Below are 23,597 nucleotides of genomic sequence, written 5' to 3'. Positions count from 1 at the left end.
GGCTATGGAGAATTTCTGCGTGCGTGAGCGTCCCCTGACCCCCCGGGCCCCGAATGTCCCGGGCCGTGCCCCGCGTCGTCGCAGAGGGAGCGTGCTGGTCTCGACGGTGCTGGCGGCCGCGCTGGCCGGGTGTTCGTCCGAGACGGCCAATACGGTCAAGACCTTCGGCCATGCGCTGTTCGGCACCGGCAGTACCTCGCCGTACCTGACCGGATTCATCGGCAATGTGGTGGCGGACGAACCGCAGGCCGCGCTGGTCGCGCGTGACGTGCTGGCGCGGGGCGGCAATGCCGCCGACGCCGCCGCGGCGCTGGGCATGGCGCTGGCGGTGACCCTGCCGTCGCGCGCGGCGCTGGGCGCGGGCGGGGCCTGCCTGGCCTATCGCCCCGGCGACGGCGGAGGGGGGCATGCCTTCCTGTTCACGCCCGTGGCGGGCACGACCGCGCCGGGGAGCAGCGCCCCGGTCGACCGGCCGGCGGCGGTGCCGATGCTGGCGCGCGGGCTGTACCTGATGCAGGTGCGCTACGGCAGCGTCGATTTTTCCGAGACCATCACGCCGGCGCTGGAACTGGCGCGGGGCGGCATTTCGGTCAGCCATGCCCTGGCAGGCGACCTGGCGGCGGTGCAGGGGCCGTTGCTGGCCGATCCCGGTGCCCGCGCGATCTTCGGTCGCGACGACGGCAAGGCGCTGGTCGAGGGCGATACGCTGCTGCAGCCTCATCTGGCGGGCGTGCTGGAGCAGATGCGCAGCATGGGCGTGGGCGACCTGTATAACGGGGCGCTGGCACAGTCCTTCGTCGCGGGCAGCCAGGCGGCGGGCGGCGGGTTGCAGACCGGCGACCTGCGCCGCGCGATCCCGGCCGAGACGATCCCGCTGACGGTCCGTGCCGATCGCATGACGGTCGCGTTCCTGCCGCCGCCGGCCGATGGCGGGCTGGGCAGCGCGGTGGCCTTCAGGGCGTTGTCGGCCGGCGGCGCGGCCGGATCGGCCGGGCAGTCCGCGGTCGCGGCGTGGCGCGCGCATGACGGCGGTACGCAGGATGCGGCCGCACTGGTGGCGCGCGCGCAGGCGGTCGTCGATTCCGGTGCGGTCCCGCAAGGGGGCGCCCTGCCGCATCTGCCGGCCTCGACCTCGTTCGCCGTGATCGACCGGCATGGGGGGGCGGTGGCCTGCAGCCTGACCATGGACAATCTGTTCGGCACCGGCCGGGTGGCGGGTGCCACCGGCATCGTCATCGGCGCGTCGCCGCAGCGCCTGCCGCGCCCGCTGCTGACGGCGGCGATCGCCAGTAAGGGCGCGACCTTGCGCGCCGTGGTCACCGGGTCGGGCCAGAACGACGCGGCCGACGCGGTGGCCGCCGAGATGCGGCAGGTCCTGGCCGGGGCGAAGCCCGGCGCGCGGCCGGTGACCGCCAACGGACGCATCAATGCCATTGCCTGCTCGGGCGGCGTGCCGGGCGGCGAGGGGAGCTGCGCCGGCGGCACCGATGCAAGGTCGGCGGGGCTGGCGGTCGGGTCGGACTGACGGGGCCGGCCGGGGCGCCTCGGCCCTCTGCCCCTCGGCCCTCTGCCCGGGGTAGGGACGGCTGAGGTGGCTGCTTGTGGATGATCATGTTTTGTTCTAGTCTTGGGGCGCTGTCCGGGTGGAATGGGGCGGCGCGGGCGGACCAGGGAATTTCAGGAAAGCGGGGTAGGGGTGATGGCGCAGGCACCGGGCATTGACAAAAGCAAGGCGCTGGAAGGCGCGCTGAGCCAGATCGAGCGCGCGTTCGGCAAAGGGTCGGTCATGCGTCTGGGGCAGCGCCCCAACGAGCAGGTCGACGTCATTTCCACCGGCTCGCTGGGCCTGGATATCGCGCTGGGGATCGGCGGGCTGCCGCGCGGGCGCATCGTCGAGATCTATGGTCCCGAAAGCTCGGGCAAGACGACGCTGGCCCTGCATGCCATCGCCGAGGCCCAGAAGAAGGGCGGCGTGTGCGCCTTCATCGATGCCGAGCATGCGCTGGATCCCGGCTATGCCCGCAAGCTGGGGGTGGATGTCGACAATCTGCTGATCAGCCAGCCCGATGCCGGCGAGCAGGCGCTGGAGATTGCCGACACGCTGGTGCGGTCGGGCGCGATCGACGTGCTGGTGGTGGACAGCGTCGCGGCCCTGGTGCCGCGCGCGGAACTGGAGGGCGACATGGGCGACAGCCATGTCGGCCTGCATGCCCGGCTGATGAGCCAGGCGCTGCGCAAGCTGACCGGCACCGTGTCGCGGTCCAACACCATGATGATCTTCCTGAACCAGATCCGCCTGAAGATCGGCGTGATGTTCGGCAGCCCCGAGACGACGACGGGCGGCAACGCGCTGAAATTCTACGCCTCGGTCCGGATGGATATCCGCCGCATCGGGCAGATCAAGGACAAGGACGAGGTCGTGGGCAACCAGACCCGCGTGAAGGTCGTCAAGAACAAGATGGCCCCGCCCTTCCGCCAGGTGGAATTCGACATCGTGTATGGCGAAGGCATCAGCAAGATGGGCGAATTGATCGACCTGGGGGTCAAGGCCGGTATCGTCGAGAAATCGGGGGCCTGGTTCTCGTATGACAGCCAGCGGATCGGCCAGGGGCGCGAGAACGCCAAGCAGTTCCTGCGCGACCATCCCGAGATGGCTGCCGATATCGAACGCCGGGTGCGCGAGCAGGCCGGCGTGGTGGCCGAGGCGATGCTGGTCTCTCCCGGCGAACAGGACCTGGCCGACGCGGCCGAGTGACCGGCGTGATGTGCCGCCCCGGTCAGTGACCTGCCGCCCGGCTTGCGGGCCGGAACCCGGACCGCCGTGTCCGGGCGGACGGGCGTGCCTGTCGCCGGTGCGTCTGTTGCCAAGGCGTTTGTTGCCGGGGCCTCTGTTGTCGATGCGTCTGTTTTTGGAGCGCCGGTCGGGGGCGTGCCGGGTTTGGGTGCGGTCGGTGTGGGTGCCGCCGGCTTTCGTGCTGCTGGCTTGCCTGCTTCCGGCCTGTCTGGCGGGTTGCGCGCCGAAGCGGCCGGATGGCGATTCGATCGACGTGCCGCCGGAAGGCATGGCCGCGGCCGATGCGCCGGCGGCACAATCGGGCGGCGGGCCGCACGGCGGAGGACGGCATGGCGGCGGATGGCGCGGCGGGCGGGACGACGCCGCGCCGGGCGATCCGGCGGCGCGGCCGCCGGATTACCAGCCATTGCCCGATGCGCTGGGCATGCAGATCATCGCGTCGGGATTCGATCCCAACGCGGCGGGCGACGAGAGTGCCGACAAGGATGGGGGCGGCCATTATGTCATCCCGGATACGCAGGTCAGCTACGGCCCGCATGGGCGGCGCGGCGGGGGCCAGGGCGGCGTGGGCCCGTAAGGGTGTAGAAGGCATAGAAGGGCGGGCCGCAGGTTGCGGCGGTCCGCTGCTTGCTCTCCTGGGGGCTCGGATCACGTCTGTGTCACATCTTCGGAAGGCCGGGGCGGGTTTCCGCCGGCCGAGGGCCGTCTTGTGAGGGTGAAAGCCGGGGAACGGAGGCCCGGGGTCCGGGGACCGGGCGTGGGGCTGGGGACTGGATCGGCGGGGCGGGAAGATGTAAGAGGCTGTTTCACGAGCCCCGTGTCCGGCGCATCTTGCGCGCGTTTCCGTGCTCTGATGCGCATGGGCGCAAGAAGCCATGCCGGCGGCCCCCGATGGCGCCGCGCAGATTTGCCGCCCGATGGCGGATATCCGAAGGAAACAGGTTCGATGACAGCTTGCGCGCGATACGGCTTCCGCCGGCACGTCCGGGCCTGATCCATGGCCGGGTCATCCTCCCCGTCATCGCCCACATCGTCGCCCATATCGTCGTCAGCATCGTCGTCCTTGGGGGGGCATGCCGCGTTTCGCGACGGCGAGACGAAGCTGCCGTACCTGGTCTTTTCCCGGCCGGAATGGGCGGCGTTGCGGGCGAACGTGCCGCTGTCGCTGTCCGAAGAGGAGGTGGCGTCGCTGCGTGGCCGGAACGAGCCGGTCTCGCTGGCGGATATCCGGGACGTCTATCTGCCGCTGTCGCGCCTGCTGAACCTGTATGTGCTAGCCTCGCGCAGCCTGAACAGCATGGTCGAGAGCGCGTTTCTCGGCGCACCGCGCAGCGCGGTGCCCTTCGTCATCGGCATCGCCGGCAGCGTGGGCGTGGGCAAGAGCACGTTTGCCCGCCTGCTACGGGCCGTGCTGTCGCGCTGGCCGGACCATCCCAGGGTGGACCTGGTGACGACGGACGGTTTCCTGCTGCCCACGCGGGTGCTGGAGGAGCGCGACCTGATGCAGCGCAAGGGGTTTCCCGAAAGTTACGACCTGCGGCGCATGATCGGGTTCCTGGCCGCGCTGAAGGCGGGGGAGCGGCATCTGCAGGTGCCGTTCTATTCGCACGAGGCGTATGACGTCGTCCCCGGACAGTTCGAGACGATCGACCGGCCGGACATCCTGATCTTCGAGGGGCTGAACGTGCTGCAGACCGGCAGCGAGCGCGCGGCGGTGGCGTCGGATTTCTTTGATTTTTCGATTTATCTCGATGCGGCCACGGCCGACATCGAATCCTGGTATGTCGAGCGATTCCTGCTGCTGCAGCGCACGGCGTTCCGCAGCCCGGCATCCTATTTCCATCATTATGCGGATCTGCCGCGGGACGAGGCCAAGGACGTCGCGCGCCGGATCTGGCAGCGGATCAACCTGCCGAACCTGGAGCAGAATATCCTGCCGACCCGGGAACGGGCGCGCCTGATCGTGCGCAAGGAGCGCAGCCATGCCGTCAACGAAATCAGGTTGCGGCACCTCTGACGGCTTGCTCCCCTTTCCCTCCCCCCTTTTCCTCTGGGTCGGCGGTCAGCGCTGGCGTTCGATATTGGCGCCGCCGCCAGGCAGAATCGTGTCTCCCACGACCGTGAGGGCGCTGCCGTTCCATGACAGCGTGCGCAGCGCGCGGTCCATCACGCCCTGGACCAGGATCGTCCTTCCGTCGGGGGCGAAGACGAGGCCCTGGGGCCAGAGCGTGCCGGGGGCCTGGGCCAGTTGCGCCAGGTGGCCGTCGCGCAGCGAAAAGACGGTGACGATGCCCCGGTCGTGATAGCGGGGCGAGGACGGCGCCAGGGCGGACCCGTTCTGCGACACCACGGCGACGTATCGGCCGTCGGCGGAGATATCCAGTCCTTCCGGAGCGTTGGGAACGCGGACGCGCTGGATTTCGCGAATGGGCGATGCCGTCAGGTCCAGCACCGACAGGGCGCCGGGCAGTCCCTCGCCATGGCCGAGAATGCCCATCACGGCATAATGCCCGTCCCGGGTCAGGCGGATGTTCCATGGCCCGGGTCCGATCTCCAGCGGATCGGGGGCGAGCGCGATGTCGTCGCCGTCGATATGCAGGACCAGGACCCTGTCGCCCTTCCACAGGCTGACCAGCGCGCGCTTGCCGTCCGGGGTAATCGCCAGCCCGCCGGGGAAGCCGTTTTCCACCGGCAGCGCGATCGTCTTGCGCGCGCCGAGGTGCCGCCCGTCGAAGCGGAACCATGTCAGCACGCCGCCCGCGCCGTTGGCGGCCAGCACGTGCTTCCGGTCCGGGGTGAGGCGCAGGGTCGTCGTGCCCGGGGCGGAGGTGACCTGCTGGATCACGCGCGGCCGGGGGCCGGAGAGGTCGATGACGCTGATCCGGTCGTCGGGAACGATCCGCCGGTCGGCCGGGTCGGGTTTCGATGCCGAGGCGGCCAGGGCGATCCTGCCGTCCGGCGTGAGCGTGAGCGCGCTCGGCGGTCCGATCACGCTGGCGGGGACGTCGATGCTGCTGCGCACCGCCCAAAGGCCGCTCGGCTGAAGGTCCAGAATCGACAGCGTGTCGGGCCCGAGCGGTTTCGGCAGGACCTGGACGCCGTCCCGCAGGATCGAATGCGCGTCATTGGCCGAAAGGACGGTCGCCGACCGGGCAGTCCGGGGGGCGGTCCGGGCCTGAAGGACGAAAGCGGTGGAGAGCAGCAGAGAAAGACAGAACGGAGGCAGAAACCCGAAACGCATCTAGCACCTTGCGCGGCGATTTATTCACATCACGAAACGGATACTCGGCTGAATCGGTGAAGAAATCAGGTAAATTTAAAGTGACATAAATCTGTTTTTAAAGATCATTTCCCTGGCCGTCCGGTGAAGGGTGACGTAAAGCCGGTACGAAATTCCATCGGGTCGCGGGACAGTCCGGACTGATTATTGCTATTCGGGAGGACGAGGCGGTCCGGCCTCTTGCGGGGCCGTCATGATTTCCAGGCTCCGGGTCGGGAATCGCATCGTTCTTGCGTGACCGTATCGAATTCCGGAATATCAGGCTGGTGCATATCGCATGGCATGGAGGTGCGGCGGGCCCTTTCCGAAAAGGGGCGATTAGGACACGAAACGCGGCGCACCGCGTTAACCTGTTCATCTGTCCGGAGTCCTGCACGAATGAGCCTTCGGCCCCGCTGGGATCTGCCTTAGCGTGGCGCCCCGCCGGCCCGCGATTCGCCGGCCCGATTCGCCGGCCCGATTCGCAGGACGCCCCCCCGACACACGGGATGGCCGGGATTGGGCAACGGAATTGGACAACGGAATGGGCGGCAGGAAAGGAAGACGATGATCCGGGTAATCGGGCTGATGAGCGGAACGTCCCTGGACGGGGTGGATGCGGCGTGCCTGGAGACGGATGGCGTGACGATCGGGGCCACGGGGCCTGCCGTGACCGTTCCCTTCTCGGCCGAACTGCGGGGGCGCATGCGCGACATCTATGGGCATGCCGCCATGATCTCGCCCGGCGACCCGGAGCTTCGCGCGGTCGAGCGCGAACTGACGCTGCTGCATGTCCAGGCGGTGCGTGCGCTGGATTGGCCCGCCGAACTGATCGGCTTTCACGGCCAGACGATCCTGCATCGGCCCGAGGATGCCCGCACCTGGCAGATCGGTGACGCCGGGCTGCTGTCGCGGGAGCTGGGCCTGCCGGTCGTGCATGATTTCCGAAGCGCCGACGTGCGGGCGGGGGGCGAGGGCGCGCCGCTGGTGCCGGTGTTTCATGATGCGCTGGCGCACGACATGGCGCGGCCGCTGGCCGTGCTGAATATCGGCGGGGTGGCCAATCTGTCGCTGCTGGGGCCGGGGGGACGCCTGGTGGCCTGCGATGTCGGGCCGGGAAACGCGCTGCTGGACGATTGGGCCATGCGCCATACCGGCGTGCCCTATGATCGCGACGGGGCGCTGGCCCGGGCCGGGCAGGTCAGCCAGCGGGTGCTGGCGGCCTTGATGAGCGATCCGTTCTTCGTGCGCGGGGCGCCGAAATCGCTGGATCGCATGTCGTTCCATCGCGGCATGGAATTGCTCTCGGACCTGTCGGCCGAGGACGGCGCCGCGACGCTGGCGGCCTTCACCGTGCGGGCGGTCGCCAATACCAGGCTGCCGTTCCTGCCTCGCCGCTGGCTGGTCTGCGGCGGCGGGCGGCATAATCCGGTGCTGATGGAGGGGCTGAGCCACAGCCTGACGGTGCCCGTCGCGCCGGTCGAGGCGGTGGGATGGGATGGCGACGCGCTGGAGGCGCAATGTTTCGCCTTTCTGGCGATGCGCAGCGTCCGTGGCCTGGCCTTGTCCTTTCCGGACACCACGGGGGTCGCGCAGCCGGTCACCGGGGGCCGGCTGCATCTGGACGGGGTGGCCGAGGCGGCCGCGCGGGTCGTCACCGCGTGGCGGCCGGCTTGACCGGTCGGGGAGAAGAGTGGGAGGGGCGGCGCCGGTCGAGGCCGGGCTGCCCCGGCCGCATCAGTCCGAATGCCCGTGTCATATTCCCGAATTCGCAAGCGAAATTCGAGAATATAACAATAGAATCAATATTTTATTGGCCTTCTGATCCGAGAAATTCTCATAAGAATTTCTCGGGCGGGACACGACCGTCGATCAACTGGTTATAAAGTTCGAGATAATCCTGGGCCATGCGGCGGGCGGTGAAACGTTCCTCGAACCGTCGGCGGATGGCGGTGCTGTTCAGTTCGGGCAGGCGCGCGCAGGCGGCGATCGCCTCGTGCTCGTCATCGACGATCAGGCCGGTCAGCCCGTCTTCCAGCACTTCGGGCACCGAACCGCGGCGGAAGGCCACGACGGGCGTGCCGCAGGCCATCGCCTCGATCATCACCAGGCCGAACGGTTCGGGCCAGTCGATCGGCATCAGCAGCGCCCTGGCCCCGGACAGGAAGGCCGGCTTCTGCCGGTCGTTGATCTCGCCGATCAGTTCCACGCCGGCGCCCAGCATCGGGGCGATCTCGCGGTCGAAATAGTCGGCGTCGACCTTGTCGATCTTCGCGGCGATCTTCAGCGGCACGTTCAGCGCGCGGGCGATGCGGATTGCCTTGTCTACGCCTTTTTCCGGGCAGATCCTGCCCAGGAAGGCGAAATAATCGCGCGGACCGGGCTGCGGCGTCAGCAGCTTTTCGGGCAGGCCGTGCAGGACGGTGCGCACGTAATGGGCCTGGGGCAGGGGGGTGCGCTGATTGTCGGAGATCGAGACGATCGGCACCTTGGGGAAGGCGTTGAAGATCGGCTGCAGCTCCATCAGGTCCAGCCGGCCGTGCATGGTGGTCAGCATCGGCGTCGCCTGGCGGCTGAAATGGGTGAAGGGCCAGTAATCCATATGGAAATGCAGGATATCGAACTGATCCGCCGCGCGGGCGACCAGCTCCATCATCAGCATGTGCGGCGCGATCGGGTCGCGAATCGCCGGATCGAGGCGCAATGCCTGCGGCCAGCAGGCATTCAGGCGGGCGGACGTCACGCTGTCGCCGCTGGCGAACAGGGTGACGTCATGGCCCATCGCGGTGAGTTCTTCCGTCAGGAAGGAGACGACGCGCTCGGTCCCGCCATAGAGCTTGGGGGGGACCGCTTCGTGAAGGGGCGCGACCTGGGCGATACGCATGGGCAGTTCACTTCTTTCTTCCGCATGAGAGCGCATGAGGGGACAGGGGATGCTACCGTTTCGCCGGGAAACGGCAAATCGATGGCATCAGGCCGCGATCCTGTCCAGCGGCCGGTAAAACGACCGCGAGGGAAACGCGTTTCGTCCGATATTCCGTCCATCGCGCCGCCCGCGCATTCGTGTCTCGCCTTCGCCCTGGGCACGAAGTTGTTGATTTAACCTGTGCCCACTATCAATCTGAAATCCAATGGATTTCAGATCCGGGACGTCAGAGGGCCCTTATAAACCGGGGGAGAGGAAGCCTATCTTTCTTCCCGGCGATCCGGATAGATATAAGTATCAGCGATTTCAGTATGTAAGTCTTCCCGCACCATGGTCCGGCCGATCCGGCCGCAATCGAGAGGGCAGCCGATTTTGGCGCGTGACACCGATACCACCATCACAGATACCACCATCACAGACGACCAGTTGGTCCGCTATCTGGGCCGGCCGCTGCCTTTTATCTTTCGCTATGTGCGGCGCCACGCGCTTCAGCATGTCGTGATTTTCCTCTCGGTCGCGGTGGCGGTCGGCTGCACGGTCGGCGCGACCTATGCCACGCGGTTCCTGATCGACACCATGACGGCGCACGGCGCCCACGACATGGGGCCGATCTGGCGGGCGGTCGCCTTCCTGGTGGTGGTGATCGCCGCCGACAACCTGTCCTGGCGGGTGGCGGGCTGGTTCGCCACCCATGCGTTCGTGGCCATCACCGGCGACGTGCGGCGCGACCTGTTCCGCTACCTGACCGGCCATTCCGCGGCCTTCTTCGCCGAGCGGATGCCCGGCGCGATGGCGACGCGCATCTCGACCTCGGCGGTGTCGCTGTTCACGCTGGAAAACCTGGCGGCGTGGAACGTGCTGCCGCCCTGCCTGAACGTCGCGCTGTCGATCGGCCTGCTGCTGACCGTCAGCCCGCTGATGGCCGGCGTGATCGTCGCCCTGTCCGCCGGGCTTTGCTATCTGATGTTCCGCATGGCGGCGGGGGGGCGCGGGCTGCACCAGCATTTCGCGTCGGAAGCGGCGCGGGTGGATGGCGAGATGCTGGACGTCATCAACAATGTCTCGCTGGTGCGGTCGTTCGGCATGGCGCAGTACGAGCGCCTGCGCCTGGGCCGGACGATGCGGCAGGAGATGACCGCCCGCGGCCGTTCGCTGCGGTACCTGGAGAAGCTGCGCCTGCTCCATGCGGTGCTGACCGCGGTGCTGACCGCCGGGCTGCTGGGATGGGTGGTCATGCTGTGGCATCTGGGACAGGCCAGCATCGGCGACGTGGTCATGGTGACGAATCTGGGCTTCATGATCCTGCACGGCACGCGGGACCTGGCCGTGGCCCTGGTCGAGACCATCCAGCATATCTCGCGGCTGGACGAGGCGCTGGCCGCCATCCTGGTCCGGCATGAGATGGTCGATTCCCCCGAGGCGCGCGGCTTTGCCGAATCGTCGCGGGGCGAGGTGGTGTTCCGCGACGTCACCTTCGCTTATCCCGGCGGCCAGCCGGTGCTGTCGCATTTCAACCTGACGATCGCGGCCGGGTCGCGGGTCGGGCTGGTGGGGCGTTCGGGATCGGGCAAGAGCACGATCCTGGCCCTGATCCAGCGCCTGCGCTACGTGCAGGGCGGGGAGATCGAGATCGACGGCATCGATATCCGCGACCTGGACGAAGAAAGCCTGCGCGCCTGCATGTCGGTCGTGCCGCAGGACGTGTCGATGCTGCGCCGGTCGGTGCTGGAAAATATCCGCTATGGCAAGCCCGACGCGACGGACGAGGAAGTGCTGGCCGCCGCCGCCGCCGCCGGTTGCCGCGACTTCATCGAGGCGATGCCCGAGGGGTTCGAGACCGAGGTCGGCGACCGCGGGGTGAAGCTGTCCGGCGGCCAGCGCCAGCGGATCGCCATCGCCCGGGCGTTCCTGCGCAATGCGCCGATCCTGATCTTGGACGAGGCCACCAGCGCGCTGGACAGCGAGAGCGAGCAGCATGTGCAGGCGGCGCTGGACCGGTTGAAAATCGGGCGGACCGTGATTGCCGTGGCGCATCGGCTGTCGACCCTGCGCGATTTCGACCGGATCGTGGTCATGGATCACGGGCGGATCGTCCAGGATGGTCCGGTCGGGCTGCTGGAGCGCACCGCGGGCCCGTATCGCGAATTCCTGGAGCGGCAGGCCATGTCGATCGAAGGCGCATTCTGAGAGATCCTGTCCGTAAATGCGCGCTGGTGGCGATCCGACGCGCGTTTCCTGCGCTTCGCTGCTCACGGCCATCCAGGCCGCTGCGCTGCGATGCTCGCAAACCCACGCCGGCCGTGCCGCTTTGCGGCACTCTCGCTCACCAGCCCGCATTTCCGGACAGGATCTGATCGGGGCTATGCGCTGGCGGCGATCAGATGCGCGTTTCCTGCGCTTCGGTGCTAACACGGCCGACAAGGCCGCTCCGCTCCGATGCTCGGAAACGCACGCCTTCCGTGCCGCTTTGCGGCACTCTCGCTCACCAGCCCGCATTTCCGGACAGGATCTGATCGGGGCTATGCGCTGGCGGCGATCCGATGCGCGTTTCCTGCGCGTCGGTGCTCCGCGGCCGACAAGGCCGCTCCGCTCCGATGCTCGGAAACGCACGCCTTCCGTGCCGCTTTGCGGCACTCTCGCTCACCAGCCCGCATTTCCGGACAGGATCTGATCGGGGCTATGCGCTGGTGGCGATCCGATGCGCGTTTCCTGCGCTTCGGTGCTCCCCCACGGCCGACAAGGCCGCTCCGCTCCGATGCTCGGAAACGCACGCCTTCCGTGCCGCTTTGCGGCACTCTCGCTCACCAGCCCGCATTTCCGGACAGGATCTGATCGGGGCTATGCGCTGGCGGCGATCAGATGCGCGTTTCCTGCGCTTCGGTGCTCCACGGCCGACAAGGCCGCTCCGCTCCGATGCTTGGAAACGCACGCCGGCCGTGCCGCTGCGCGGCACTCTCGCTCGCCAGCCCACATGTCCGGACAGGATCTGATCGGGACTGCATGCTGGTGGCGATCCGACGCGGGTTTGCTGCGCGTCGATGCTCGCGGTCGACAAGGCCGTTACGATGCTCGGGAACACACGCCTTCCGTGCCGCTGCGCGGCATTCTCGCTCGCAGCCCACCTGTCCGGACAGGATCTGAGAGATATAAAGATCTGAGAGATTCTGTCCGGGGTTGTGCGCTGGCGGCGATCGGTGGGCGGGGTCAGGCCGAGGAGGGCTCGGGCTGTTCGACCTTGTCCGTCGCTTCGGAAGCTTTCGCTTCGCGCGCCTTCATCTCGGGCACTTCGATGTCGATTTCCAGCATCGACACGCCGGTGCCGCGGTCCATCTTGATCTGGACCTTGTCCTGGTCGATGGCGAGGTGCCGCTTGATGACCTCGAGGATTTCCTCCTGCAGCTTCGCGATCAGCTCGGACTGGCCTTCGCCGGCCACCCGTTCGTGGGCGAGGAGGATCTGCAGGCGGTCGCGGGCGATCGGGGCCGAGGATTTGCGTCCGAACAGGTTTGCCAGAAAGCTCATGCCACGCTCCGCTTGAACAGCCAGTCGAACAGGCCCTTGCGCTCGGTCGGCACGCTGACGTCCAGCTTCTCGCCCTCCAGGCGGCGGATCGCCTCGAAATAGGCCCGGGCCGGGGCGCTGGTCGGATTGGACAACGTGACGGGGGTGCCGAGGTTCGACGCCCGCAGCACTTCCTCGCTTTCCGGGACGATGCCGAGCAGCGGGATCGACAGGATTTCCAGCACGTCGTCGGTGCGCAGCATCTCGCCGCGCGCCGCGCGGGCCGGGTCGTAGCGGGTGAGAAGCAGATGCTTGTCGATCTTCTCGCCCTTTTTCGCGCGTTCGGTGGTGCTGTCCAGCATGCCGATGATGCGGTCGCTGTCGCGCACCGACGAGACTTCGGGATTGGTCACCACGATCGCCTGGTCGGCGTGGTGCATCGCGAGCTGGGCGCCGCGTTCGATCCCGGCGGGGCTGTCGCAGATCACCCAGTCGAATTTCTCGCGCAGTTCCCCGATCACCCGGGCCACGCCCTCGGGGGTCAGCGCGTCCTTGTCGCGGGTCTGCGATGCCGGCAGGATCGACAGGGTTTCGACCCGCTTGTCGCGGATCAGCGCCTGCGCCAGCTTGGCGTCGCCCTGCACGACATTGATCAGGTCGAAGACCACGCGCCGTTCGGCGCCCATGACAAGGTCCAGGTTCCGCAGGCCGACATCGAAATCGACGACGACGACATTCTTCCCCGTCTGGGCCAGTGCCGCGCCGAGGGCGGCGGTCGAGGTCGTCTTGCCGACTCCGCCCTTTCCGGATGTGACAACCAGCACCTTGGCCATACGCATATTCCCTTGTCTCGATTCGCCGTTCTGCGGCGCCGTAATTGCGTGAGTCTAATGGCGGATATGTGGCAATCGCAACGGGAAAGCGGCCCAGGGGCTGGCCGGGGGCCGGTCGAGCCCGGCCGGGGCCTAGTCCAGCTTGCGCACCACGATGGTGTCGTCCTGCAGCAGCGCCTGGGCCGGCTTGCCGTGCAGGGCCGCGTCGATGTCCTCGGCGATCATGTAATAGCCGTCGATCGCCAGCAATTCGGCCTTCATCGCCTGTGCGAAGATCCGCGCGCCGTCCTGTCCGCCCATGCCGGCGATGACCCGCCCGCGCAGCGTGCCATAGACATGCACCGATCCGCCGGCGGAGATTTCGGCGCCCGATGCCACCGATCCGACGATGATCACATCCCCGTCAGGATGCAGGATCGCCTGTCCCGACCGGATCGGTCCCTCGACGATCAGCGATGCGGCGGCCTGGGATGCGGTGCCTTGGGACGCGGGGACGGGCGATTCGTCCTCGTCCGGCAGGTCGACCGGGCCCGAGGCCCGTCCGCCCGCGAATCCGTCCGGCCAGTCCCATCCGGCCAGCGCCGGCCAGCCGCGATCGCCGCCTTCGATCGCGATGATCCGCACGCCGCGCGCCAGGAGCGCCGCAAGGAGTCCGTCCAGCCCTTCGGCGTCGGCCGACAGCAGGCCCAGATCGAGAATGATCGGCTTGCCGACGAAAAAAGACGGGGAGCGCGCGATCTGCGCGTCCAGCCCGCGCAGCCAGTCATCGAGCGCCGCCTCGGGCGAGAGCACGAGGGCCAGGAAGGAGCGGCCGCGGGCGCGGATGCGGGGCAGGGGGCTGGATTCGTCGGGCAAGGCGTCACGAACCTTTGGTGGCCAGAACAGGAGGGCGGAACATGAGGGGATTGACGTGAGCTAGCGTGAGAATGGGGCCCTGTCGAGGCAAGGGAGGCTTGGCGAAGCGGGGCGCGATGCAATAAAGCGGGCGGATGCGTATCCTCTATCATCTTCCGCTGTCGCCCTATTCCCGCAAGGTTCGTCTGGTGCTGGGCGAAAAGCGATTGCCGTTCGAACTGATGATGGAGCGGGTGTGGGACCGGCGCCCGGATTATCTGGCGGCCAATCCGGCGTGCACGGTGCCCCTGCTGGTCGAGGAGAACGGGCTGTCGATCCCCGATTCGTCGGTGATCTGCGAATATCTGGAAGAGGCCTATCCCGACACGCCGCTGCTGGGCCGCACCCTGGCCGAGCGGGTCGAGGTGCGGCGTCTGGTCGCGTGGTTCGACCAGAAATTCGCGATCGAGGTCACGCACAACCTGCTGAACGAAAAGGTGCTGAAGCGCATTTCGGGGCGCGGCAATCCCGACGGCAATGCGCTGCGCGCCGGCTATGCCAATATCCGCTATCACCTTTCCTATATCGACTGGCTGGCCGAGACGCGGAAATGGCTGGCCGGGCCCGCGCTGTCGCTGGCCGATTTCGCGGCGGCGGCCCATCTGTCATGCCTGGATTTCATCAACGACGTGGACTGGTCCAAGGCGCCGGCGGCCAAGGACTGGTATGCGCGGATCAAGTCGCGCCCGTGTTTCCGCTCGCTGCTGAATGACCGGGTGACGGGGATCGTGCCGCCCGACCATTATGCGGACCTCGATTTCTGAGCCCATGGCGCTCTGATCCCATGATGCGGGACGTGGATGCGATCGTCCTGGGGGCCGGCGCCGCCGGGCTGATGACGGCGCTGACGGCGGGGCAACGCGGGCGGCGCGTCGCGGTGCTGGACCATGCCGACGAGGCCGGGCGGAAGATCCTGATTTCTGGGGGCGGGCGCTGCAATTTTACCAATCTGGATTGCGCCGCCACCCGCTTTCTGTCCGGCAATCCGCATTTCGCCAAATCGGCGCTGGCGCGGTTCGGGCCGGCCGACATCCTGGCGATGATCGAACGGCACAGGATCGCCTGGCACGAGAAGACGCTGGGCCAGCTTTTCTGCGACGGGTCGGCCCGCGCGGTGGTCGCGATGCTGCTGGCGGAATGCGCGGCCGGCGGGGTGACGATCGGCCTGTCGCACCGAATCACCGATGTCAGCCTGTCCGACCGGTTCGTGGTGACCACCGACCGGGGCGTCTATCGTGCGCCCGCGCTGGTGCTGGCGACCGGCGGGCTGTCGATACCCAAGATGGGGGCGAGCGGGCTGTCGCACGTGATCGCCAGGCAGTTCGGCCTGTGCGTGACGGACACCGCGCCGGCGCTGGTGCCGCTGACGTTGGATGTGGCGGCGTGGCCGTGGGTGCGGGAGCTGTCGGGCGTGTCGCTGCCCGTGGCGGCGCGGTGCGGCAAGGCGCGGTTCGACGAGGCGATGCTGTTCACCCATCGCGGGCTGTCGGGTCCGGCGATCCTGCAGATTTCGTCCTATTGGCAGGCGGGGCAGGAGATCTGCCTGGACCTGCTGCCGGGGATCGACGCCGCCGGGGCGCTGCGGGCGGCCAAGCGGCAGCGGCCGCGGATCGAAGGACGCACCGCGTTGGCGGGGCTGTTGCCGCAGCGGCTTGCGCAGGCGATGGCCGCGCACCATCTGCCTGACGGGCGTCTCGGCGATATTCCCGACGCGGCGCTGAACCGGCTGGGACAGATCCTGTCCCGCTGGGGCCTGACCCCGTCCGGCACCGAGGGCTTCGCCAAGGCCGAGGTGACGCGCGGGGGGATCGACACGCGCGGCCTGTCGTCGCGCACCATGGCGGCGCGGGCGGTTCCGGGCCTCTATGCGGTGGGCGAGGCCGTCGACGTGACGGGCTGGCTGGGGGGCTACAACTTCCAGTGGGCCTGGGCCAGCGGGCATGCGGCGGGATGCGCCATCGCCGAGGCGGCCTGACCGGAAACGCCGGAACAGGGGCCGGAGCAGGGGCCGGACCGGGGATGCGGACCAGGAAGGAAAGGCCACGAGGATGGATGAAACGGGACGGATCGCGCTGGTGACGGGGGCGGTGCGGGGCATCGGCCTGGAGACCGCGCGGCAACTGGGGCGGCAGGGAATGCACGTGCTGGTGGCCGGGCGCCGCCACGACCAGGCGGAGCATGTGGCGCAGCGTCTGCGCGACGAAGGCGTGTCGGCCGAGGGCGTCGTGCTGGATATCGGCAATACGGCGCAGCAGATCGCCCTGCGCGACTGGATCGCCGGCACGCATGGGCGGCTGGACGTGCTGGTGAACAATGCCGGCGTGCTGCTGGACCGCGGCCCCGGCGGCGTCGCCCCGCCGCCCTCGGCCACGCCGATCCAGATCCTGCGCGATACGTTCGAGATCAATCTGTTCGCGACCGTGCAACTGACGCAGATCCTGCTGCCGCTGATCCTGAAGTCGAAGGCCGGGCGGATCGTGAACCTGTCGAGCATCCTGGGTTCGCTGGGCGAGCACAGCAACCCGGCATCGTCGATCTATGGCAAGCTGACCTTTGCCTATGACGCGTCGAAGACGGCGCTGAACGCCTTTACCGTGCATCTGGCGCATGAGCTGAAGGATACCGGGATCAAGGTGAATTCGGCCCATCCCGGCTGGGTCCGCACCGAGATGGGGGGCGAGGCCGCGCCGCTGGACGTGGCGGCGGGCGCCCTGACCAGCGTGCGCCTGGCGACCCTGCCGGATGACGGGCCGACCGGGGGATTCTTCCATATGGACCGTACGCTTCCCTGGTAACGGGCCGGCATCCGTTCCGGGTGTGCATTCGAGACAGGAGGGTGTGATGCGAAAGATGGATCGCGATATGGTGCGGCCGGGTGGACGCTGGCCGGTCCTGCTGCTGCTTGGCGGGCTGGCGCTGCTGCCCGCCGGGTGCGAGGGCGTGGCGCAATCCTATCCGCCGGGTGAGCCCGGCGTGGTCGCGGGATATGGCTATATGTGCCAGGCGGGCGTCTATAGCTGCCGGCTGCCGACCCAGGTGCCGCTGGGCAGCACGTGTTCGTGTCCCGCACTGGGGGCGCCGTCCTGGGGGAATGTGCATTAGAGCATCATCCGACCGGATGGACTCATCCGGTCGGATAAAGATGCTCGTTAAAACAATAAGCTAGAGCCATATCCGTGAACCAGTGTGAATGGATATGGCTCTAGTGTCCTGCCCGAGAAATTCTTATGAGAATTTCTCGGATCAGCAGGCCACTAAAATATTGATTCTAGTGTCCTTTCGATCCCGAAATTCGCTTGCGAATTTCGGAATCGGGACACTAGGTCGTTGCCGGCCCGAACGAGGGGTCGGATGGCGGTATGACAGGCGGGCGCTGCCGGTTTGGCCGGGAGCGCCCGCATGGTATCTGGCGTGATGTATTTGGCGCGATGTATCTGGCGCGATCCTGGCGACCGGGTACCATGATGTGATGCGGATGGACGGGACGTGATGGCGGGCAGGCGGGATGAACCGGATGAGGGCGATCTGTTCGGCGCGCCCGCGCCGCGGCAGGGCGAGGCGGTGCGCGGTGCTTCGCCCGAAGCCGCGCCGCGCAGGGGGCGGCCGCCGGCCCGGACGCAGCCTCTGGCCGACCGGCTGCGCCCCGCCGCGCTGGACGAGGTGGTGGGCCAGGACCATCTGCTGGGCCCGGACGGCGCGCTGCGCCGCATGCTGGAGCGCGGATCGCTGGCCAGCCTGATCCTGTGGGGCGGGCCGGGCGTGGGCAAGACGACGATTGCACGCCTGCTGGCCGATGCGGCGGGGTTGCGCTTCGTGCAGCTTTCGGCGGTATTTTCCGGTGTCGCGGACCTCAAGCGCGCCTTCGACGATGCCAGGCGCCTGGCCGAGGCCGGGCGCGGCACGCTGCTGTTCGTCGATGAGATCCATCGCTTCAACCGCGCGCAGCAGGATGGTTTCCTGCCGGTGGTCGAGGACGGGACGGTGATCCTGGTGGGCGCGACGACCGAGAACCCGTCCTTCGCCCTGAACGGCGCGCTGCTGTCGCGCTGCCAGGTGCTGGTGCTGCGCCGGCTGGATGACGAGGCGCTGGAGCGTCTGCTGCGCCGGGCCGAGGCCGAGTGCGGGCACGAACTGCCGCTGACCGCCGAAGGACGCGCCACGCTGCGTGCCATGGCCGATGGCGACGGGCGCTATCTGCTGAACATGGTCGAGCAGGTGCTGGCGGTGAAGGCCGAGCGGCCGCTGGACGCGCAGGGCCTTTCCGGCCTGCTGGCCCGCCGGGCGGTGCTGTACGACAAGGACCGCGAGGAACATTACAACCTGATCTCGGCGCTGCATAAATCGTTGCGCGGCTCGGACCCGGATGCGGCGCTGTACTGGTTTGCCCGCATGCTCGAAGGCGGGGAGGATCCGCGCTATATCGCCCGACGCCTGACCCGTTTCGCGGCCGAGGATGTCGGCATGGCCGACCCGCAGGCGCTGCCCCTGGCGATCGCGGCGTGGGAGACGTACGAGCGGCTGGGGTCGCCCGAGGGCGAGCTGGCGCTGGCGCAACTGGTGGTGCATCTGGGCACCGCGCCGAAATCGAACGCGGTCTATGCGGCCTACAAGGCCGCGCGGCGCGTGGCGAAATCGACCGGCAGCCTGATGCCGCCGGCCCATATCCTGAACGCGCCCACCGGATTGATGAAGGATCTGGGCTATGGCCGCGGCTATGCGGACGATTATGCGGACATCTATGCCGATGCGCATCCCGATGCCGGACAGCGGGGCGCCTTGCGCGGCTTTTTCCCCGATGGGATGGCGCGCCAGCAATTCTACCAGCCCTTCGACCGCGGGTTCGAGCGGGAGATCGGCAAGCGCCTGGAACATTGGGCGCGCCTGCGCGAACGGGGGCGCGAGCAGGGGCGCGAACAGAAGAAAGACGCGTAGAGCAGGCGTCCCCTCCGAGCCCGGGCGCGTCCGGCTCGTGGGAAAATCGGTCCGGAACCTGGCTTTCCTGGCCGCGACGGCTGGACAGTCGGAGCAGACTGCGGGAAAGCCGTCAGTCATGAGTGTTGTGACCCTGACCGTCAGCGAGGACGAGGCCGATATCCGCCTGGATCGCTGGTTCCGCCGCCATTACCCGCACCTGACCCAGGGCGCGCTGCAGAAGCTGTGCCGCACCGGGCAGGTGCGCGTGGACGGCAGGCGCGCCGAGACCTCGACCCGTCTGGCGCCGGGCCAGGCGGTGCGCGTGCCGCCCATTCCCGATGCCGCGCGCCCGGCCCCGCCGCCGCGCCCGCAACTGGATGCGCGCCTGATCCGCGAAATCCGCGGCATGGTGATCTATAGCGACGACCAGGTGATCGTGCTGAACAAGCCCGCCGGCCTGCCGGTGCAGGGCGGGCCGGGGATCACCCATCATGTCGATGCCATGCTGGACGGGCTGAAGGCGCAGGAGGACGATCCGCGTCCGCGCCTGGTGCACCGGATCGACCGCGACACGTCGGGCCTGCTGCTGCTGGCGCGCACGCCGGGCGTGGCGGCGAAGCTGGCCGCCGCGTTTCGCGGCCGCGACGTCCGCAAGACCTATTGGGCGGTGGTGGTCGGACGGCCGACGCCCGCCAGCGGGGTGATCGACCAGCCGCTGGCCCGGCTGGGCGCGGGGCCGGGCGCGCTGACGGTCGTCGCCTCGCGCAAGGACGAGGACGCGGCGCATGCGCTGTCGGAATATGAGGTGCTGGACGCCGCGGGGCGCAAGATGTCCTGGCTGGCCCTGTCGCCGCTGACCGGCCGCACGCACCAGTTGCGCGTGCATTGCGAGGCCCTGGGCACGCCGATCCTGGGCGATCCCAAATATGGCGGCGCGGCCGCGCATCCCGAAGGGTTCACCGACCAACTGCACCTGCATGCCCGCGCGCTGGACCTGCCGCACCCGGCCGGCGGGCGGCTGGTGGTCACGGCGGAATTGCCGCCGCATATGCGCGATACCTTCCGGCAGCTCGGCTTCTCGGCCGGCAGCACGCCGTCGCCCAGGCGTGGTTGAAGCCGGCGCGGTTGAAGCCGGATTTCGGGACGAGACGGTGGAGGGGCGAGGATGACGGGGTCGGGGATGGAGCCGGGCAGGGGGCCGGGGCGCGCGGCGCGGCGGGGACGGGGCTGGCTGCTGGCCGCGTCCGTGATCGCCGTGCTGGCGTTGGGGGGAGGCGCGATCGCGGCGCGCACGATGATCGACCCCGACGCCCTGCGGCAGGTCGTGGCGCGGGCGGTGTGGCGCCAGACCGGGCGCACCCTGCATGTCGGGTCGGTCGCGGTGCATGTCCTGCCCTATCCCTCGGTCACGGTCGACGACGTAGCATTGTCGGACATGCCGGGCGGCGCGCGGGCGAACATGCTGAGCGCGGCCTCGCTGCAGGCGCGCCTGGCGCTGCTGCCGCTGCTGCGGCACGAGATCCGGCTGGAGGATGTCCGGCTGGCGCATCCCGACCTGCTGGTCGAACGGCTGGCCGACGGGCGGGCGAACTGGCAGATGCGGCCGCCGCCCGCACCTGCGTCCGCACCTGGGCCCGAGTCCGTGCCGGGCGGGGCGGGCGGACCGTCCGCCGCGCCGCGCTGGCGGGTGCGGATCGGCAGCGTGCGGGTGCAGGATGCGGTCCTGGCCTGGGACGACCGGGAGGCCCATGCGACGGGCGCGGTGGCGGTCGATCACCTGCTGCTGGACGGCCTGGCGGGGGATGCGCCGACGATCGATCTGCGGGGCCATCGTCCGGCCGATGCCGGAGTGGTCTTCACGCTGCTGGGCCATGTCGGGCGGTTGGCCGCGCCGTTGCCGGATGCGTGGCCGGTACGGCTGTACGCCACGCTGGAGATCGCGGGCGTGCGGCAGGGCGACGCCACGCTGGACGGCAGCCTGTCCGATCCCGCCCGCCTGCGCGGCTATGATGTCGCCGTGCGGGGCAATCTGGGGCAACTGGCGGCGCTGAACCGGCTGTTCGTGCATGCGGGGCTGCCCGCGGTGCGGGACATCGCGCTGGACGCCCGCATCGTCGATCTGTCCGCCGGCGGTCCGGCGGCGCCCGGCCTGCGGTACCTGCATCTGCGGACCGGGGCGGCGGATATCGGGGCGTGGGTGCCCGGCCTGCATCTGGACCATCTGGCGTTGGACGCGCCGACGCCGGCCGATCATCTGGCGGTGCAGGCCGCCGGGGCCTATGACGGCCGGCCGTTCGACCTGCAGGGCGCGCTGGGCACGCTGGCGGAGATCCGGGCGGCGGTCGACACCCGCCTGGGCACGGCCCTGCCGGTGGACCTGACGCTGCGCCAGGGTGGCGCCAGCCTGAAGGCCGGCGGCAGCATCGGCGGTGCGCAATCGGCGCTGGACCTGCACATGACGGCGGACCGGCTGGCCCTTCCCGGCGGCCGGGCGCTGGACCGGCTGACCGCCGATGCGCATCTGGCGGCGCGGGGCGGGGAGGAGGTCCAACTGTCCGGCCTGCGGCTGGATGCGGCCCAGTTGGCGCTGGCCGGCGACCTGACCCTGGCGCGCCATGCCGGCACGAACGGGCTGCCGCTGCTGACGGGCCGGGTGCACGCCGCGCGCCTGGATCTGGACGCGCTGCGCCCGGTCGGGCCCGTGGCGGAGGGGGCTTCGGAAACGGCTGCGCCGCCCGCGCCCGCCCCGGCTTCGGGGTCGGTCCCGGCGGAGCAGGTGGCGGCGCTGCCGTTCGGGGGGCTGCATCTGCTGGATGGCGACCTGGACCTGTCGGCAGCGCAGATGCGGCTGGGCGGCGAGACCTATCGCGATGCCCAGGCACATATCGCTGTGCATGGCGGGCGCCTGGCCGTCGATCCGCTGCGGGCGGACGGGACGGATCGCCGGGTGAACGGCACCCTGACCATTGACGATTCGGGGGCCGGAACCGGGGCGGTGCCGCGCCTGTCGGCCAGCCTGGGATCGCTGGTCGTGCCGGCGGAATGGGCGGCGGCGCAGGCCGGCATGCCGCCGTACCTGCATGGCGCGCTGCAACTGGTCGGCACGCTGGAGGCCCAGGGGCGGGACCGGGCGGCGCTGCGGACGTCCTTGACCGGGCATCTGGGCCTGTCGCTGGTCAATGGCCAGATCGACGGCAGGGCGCTGGGCGCGCTGCTGGGGCCGGCGGCGGGGGCCGCGCAGGATTCGGCGGCCGGCCTGCGCTGCCTGGCGGTGCATATGGGCCTGGCGGACGGGCGGGCGGCGCTGGACACGATCGGCATGCAGACCTATCGCCTGTCGGTGACCGGGCATGGCACGATCGGCCTGGCCGACCAGGCGCTGGACCTGCATCTGGTGCCGCAGGTGCTGATCGGCGGAACCGGCGCCGCGATGCCGGTGGCGGTGGGCGGCACGGTGCAGGCGCCCCGGCCGCGCATGGATCGCGTCGGGCCCCAGCAGCGTTTCACCCTGAGTATCGGCCCGTCCTCGGCCGTCGCCGATCCGTGTCCGGCCGCGTTGCTGGCCGCGCGCGAGGGCCAGCCGGGGCCGTCGCCGGGCGCGGCGCCCAAGGCCAAGGCGCCGAAGGCCCTGGATTTCCTGCGTGGCCTGGGATTGTTCCGATGACCGATGGCAAGGATGCCGCCGCGCCCGCCGCGCGCCGCCGTTTCTGGGACCGGGCGGAGGCGGTGGCCCAGCCGGAGGGGTTTGCCGTCCAGTTGGACGGACGTCCGGTGCGCCTGCCGGGCGGGGCGGCCCTGCGGGTCGCCAGCCCGGCCCTGGCCACGGCCCTGGCGGCCGAATGGCAGGCGGCCGGCGGCGGGGCGAAGGGCGGGGAATTTACGCCGTCCGACCTGAAGCTGACGCGGATCGCGGGCACGATGCTGGAACGGATCGCGCCCGACCGGCAGGCCAGCGTGGCGGCCCTGGCGGGATACGCGGCGGGGGACCTGCTGTGCTATCGCGTGCGCGCGCCCGCGCTGCTGGCCGAGCGCCAGCGGCAGGAATGGGATCCGTGGCTGGATTGGCTGCGCGCGCGTCACGGCATCGCCCTGGCGGTGACCTATGGCGTCATGCCGGTCGAACAGCCGCCGGAGGCGTTGGCGCGCGTGCGCGGGCTGCTGGAATCGCTGTCCGACGGGGTGTTGGCGGCGCTGGGCGTTGCCGTGCCCGCCCTGGGGAGTCTGGTGCTGGGACTGGCGCTGGTCGAGGGGCGGCTGAGCGCCGAACAGGCGACGTCCTGCGCCACGCTGGACGAGCGGACCCAGATGGAGATCTGGGGCTATGACGCCCAGCAGGCCGAACGCCTGGCCGCCCTGGGACGCGACGTCGCCGATGCCGTGTCGTTCCTGCGACTGGTGGACGCGAAGGGCGGCGAATCAGTCCCGCCGGCCATTGATCTGCCATAAAAAGCCGGCACTTGGCGCCTTGCGCTCTGA

At 69.2% G+C, this 23,597-nt stretch carries 19 protein-coding genes; 14 read left to right on the top strand and 5 right to left on the bottom strand.

Annotated elements, in window-relative coordinates; genetic code table 11:
• Positions 1 to 19: 19 nt before the first annotated feature.
• From AAC691_RS04495 to coaA, 4 genes are all read left to right on the top strand, one after another.
• Entirely contained in the window at positions 20 to 1,525 is a 1,506-nt protein-coding gene (locus AAC691_RS04495) for a gamma-glutamyltransferase (protein WP_408906055.1), read from the top strand.
• A 174-nt stretch (positions 1,526 to 1,699) separates the two neighbouring features.
• Entirely contained in the window at positions 1,700 to 2,755 is a 1,056-nt protein-coding gene (gene recA, locus AAC691_RS04490; RefSeq protein WP_176641558.1) for a recombinase RecA, read from the top strand.
• Between the two features lie 142 nt (positions 2,756 to 2,897).
• Positions 2,898 to 3,371 (top strand): hypothetical protein, encoded by a 474-nt coding sequence (locus AAC691_RS04485; RefSeq protein ID WP_342629085.1) that lies wholly within the window; start codon positions 2,898 to 2,900, stop codon positions 3,369 to 3,371.
• A gap of 486 nt (positions 3,372 to 3,857) precedes the next feature.
• Positions 3,858 to 4,811 (top strand): type I pantothenate kinase, encoded by a 954-nt coding sequence (gene coaA / locus AAC691_RS04480; RefSeq protein WP_342629084.1) that lies wholly within the window; start codon positions 3,858 to 3,860, stop codon positions 4,809 to 4,811.
• A 45-nt stretch (positions 4,812 to 4,856) separates the two neighbouring features.
• Here coaA and AAC691_RS04475 read toward each other — a convergent pair whose 3' ends face one another.
• The gene (locus AAC691_RS04475) at positions 4,857 to 6,035 is read right to left on the bottom strand and encodes a YncE family protein (protein ID WP_342629083.1); all 1,179 of its coding nucleotides are present in this window, start codon (positions 6,033 to 6,035) and stop codon (positions 4,857 to 4,859) included.
• Between the two features lie 585 nt (positions 6,036 to 6,620).
• On the opposite strand from AAC691_RS04475, the gene AAC691_RS04470 reads away from it, so the two are divergent.
• Complete coding sequence (locus tag AAC691_RS04470; protein WP_342629082.1) at positions 6,621 to 7,730, top strand: anhydro-N-acetylmuramic acid kinase; 1,110 nt, start codon at positions 6,621 to 6,623, stop codon at positions 7,728 to 7,730.
• Between the two features lie 160 nt (positions 7,731 to 7,890).
• On the opposite strand, the gene AAC691_RS04465 is transcribed toward AAC691_RS04470, so the two are convergent.
• The gene (locus tag AAC691_RS04465; protein ID WP_323991353.1) at positions 7,891 to 8,937 is read right to left on the bottom strand and encodes a glycosyltransferase family 4 protein; all 1,047 of its coding nucleotides are present in this window, start codon (positions 8,935 to 8,937) and stop codon (positions 7,891 to 7,893) included.
• 372 nt (positions 8,938 to 9,309) lie between these two features.
• On the opposite strand from AAC691_RS04465, the gene AAC691_RS04460 reads away from it, so the two are divergent.
• Positions 9,310 to 11,166 (top strand): ABC transporter ATP-binding protein, encoded by a 1,857-nt coding sequence (locus tag AAC691_RS04460; RefSeq protein ID WP_176640100.1) that lies wholly within the window; start codon positions 9,310 to 9,312, stop codon positions 11,164 to 11,166.
• 1,017 nt (positions 11,167 to 12,183) lie between these two features.
• Here the strand turns inward: AAC691_RS04460 and minE are convergent.
• The 3 genes from minE to minC form a co-directional block, all read right to left on the bottom strand.
• Positions 12,184 to 12,501: a cell division topological specificity factor MinE gene (minE, locus tag AAC691_RS04455; RefSeq protein WP_342629081.1), complete on the bottom strand. Its 318-nt coding sequence runs from the start codon at positions 12,499 to 12,501 to the stop codon at positions 12,184 to 12,186.
• Positions 12,498 to 13,313: a septum site-determining protein MinD gene (gene minD / locus AAC691_RS04450; RefSeq protein ID WP_176640098.1), complete on the bottom strand. Its 816-nt coding sequence runs from the start codon at positions 13,311 to 13,313 to the stop codon at positions 12,498 to 12,500. The genes minE and minD overlap by 4 nt, the downstream gene beginning before the upstream one ends.
• Positions 13,314 to 13,445: 132 nt before the next feature.
• Positions 13,446 to 14,168, bottom strand: coding sequence for a septum site-determining protein MinC (minC, locus tag AAC691_RS04445; protein ID WP_342629080.1), 723 nt, complete (start codon positions 14,166 to 14,168; stop codon positions 13,446 to 13,448).
• 134 nt (positions 14,169 to 14,302) lie between these two features.
• On the opposite strand from minC, the gene AAC691_RS04440 reads away from it, so the two are divergent.
• The 8 genes from AAC691_RS04440 (at position 14,303) to AAC691_RS04405 (ending at position 23,567) form a co-directional block, all read left to right on the top strand.
• Positions 14,303 to 14,971, top strand: a complete 669-nt coding sequence (locus AAC691_RS04440) for a glutathione S-transferase family protein (RefSeq protein WP_176641356.1) — start codon at positions 14,303 to 14,305, stop codon at positions 14,969 to 14,971.
• Between the two features lie 23 nt (positions 14,972 to 14,994).
• The gene (locus AAC691_RS04435; protein ID WP_342630145.1) at positions 14,995 to 16,182 is read left to right on the top strand and encodes an NAD(P)/FAD-dependent oxidoreductase; all 1,188 of its coding nucleotides are present in this window, start codon (positions 14,995 to 14,997) and stop codon (positions 16,180 to 16,182) included.
• A gap of 73 nt (positions 16,183 to 16,255) precedes the next feature.
• Positions 16,256 to 17,002 (top strand): SDR family oxidoreductase, encoded by a 747-nt coding sequence (locus AAC691_RS04430; protein ID WP_176640715.1) that lies wholly within the window; start codon positions 16,256 to 16,258, stop codon positions 17,000 to 17,002.
• A gap of 46 nt (positions 17,003 to 17,048) precedes the next feature.
• On the top strand, positions 17,049 to 17,309 hold the full coding sequence (locus AAC691_RS04425; RefSeq protein ID WP_342629079.1) for a hypothetical protein: 261 nt from the start codon (positions 17,049 to 17,051) through the stop codon (positions 17,307 to 17,309).
• 387 nt (positions 17,310 to 17,696) lie between these two features.
• Complete coding sequence (locus AAC691_RS04420; protein WP_342629078.1) at positions 17,697 to 19,139, top strand: replication-associated recombination protein A; 1,443 nt, start codon at positions 17,697 to 17,699, stop codon at positions 19,137 to 19,139.
• Positions 19,140 to 19,257: 118 nt separating this feature from the next.
• Complete coding sequence (locus AAC691_RS04415) at positions 19,258 to 20,235, top strand: RluA family pseudouridine synthase (protein WP_323991346.1); 978 nt, start codon at positions 19,258 to 19,260, stop codon at positions 20,233 to 20,235.
• A gap of 51 nt (positions 20,236 to 20,286) precedes the next feature.
• Positions 20,287 to 22,785 (top strand): AsmA family protein, encoded by a 2,499-nt coding sequence (locus AAC691_RS04410; protein WP_342629077.1) that lies wholly within the window; start codon positions 20,287 to 20,289, stop codon positions 22,783 to 22,785.
• On the top strand, positions 22,782 to 23,567 hold the full coding sequence (locus AAC691_RS04405) for an ATP12 family protein (RefSeq protein WP_342629076.1): 786 nt from the start codon (positions 22,782 to 22,784) through the stop codon (positions 23,565 to 23,567). The genes AAC691_RS04410 and AAC691_RS04405 overlap by 4 nt, the downstream gene beginning before the upstream one ends.
• The last annotated feature ends 30 nt before the right edge of the window (positions 23,568 to 23,597 follow it).

This window comes from Nguyenibacter vanlangensis (assembly GCF_038719015.1).
Classification (GTDB): Bacteria; Pseudomonadota; Alphaproteobacteria; order Acetobacterales; family Acetobacteraceae; genus Gluconacetobacter; species Gluconacetobacter vanlangensis.
The sequence above is the reverse complement of the archived record's forward strand: the minus strand, read 5'-3'. Positions and strand labels throughout refer to the sequence as shown.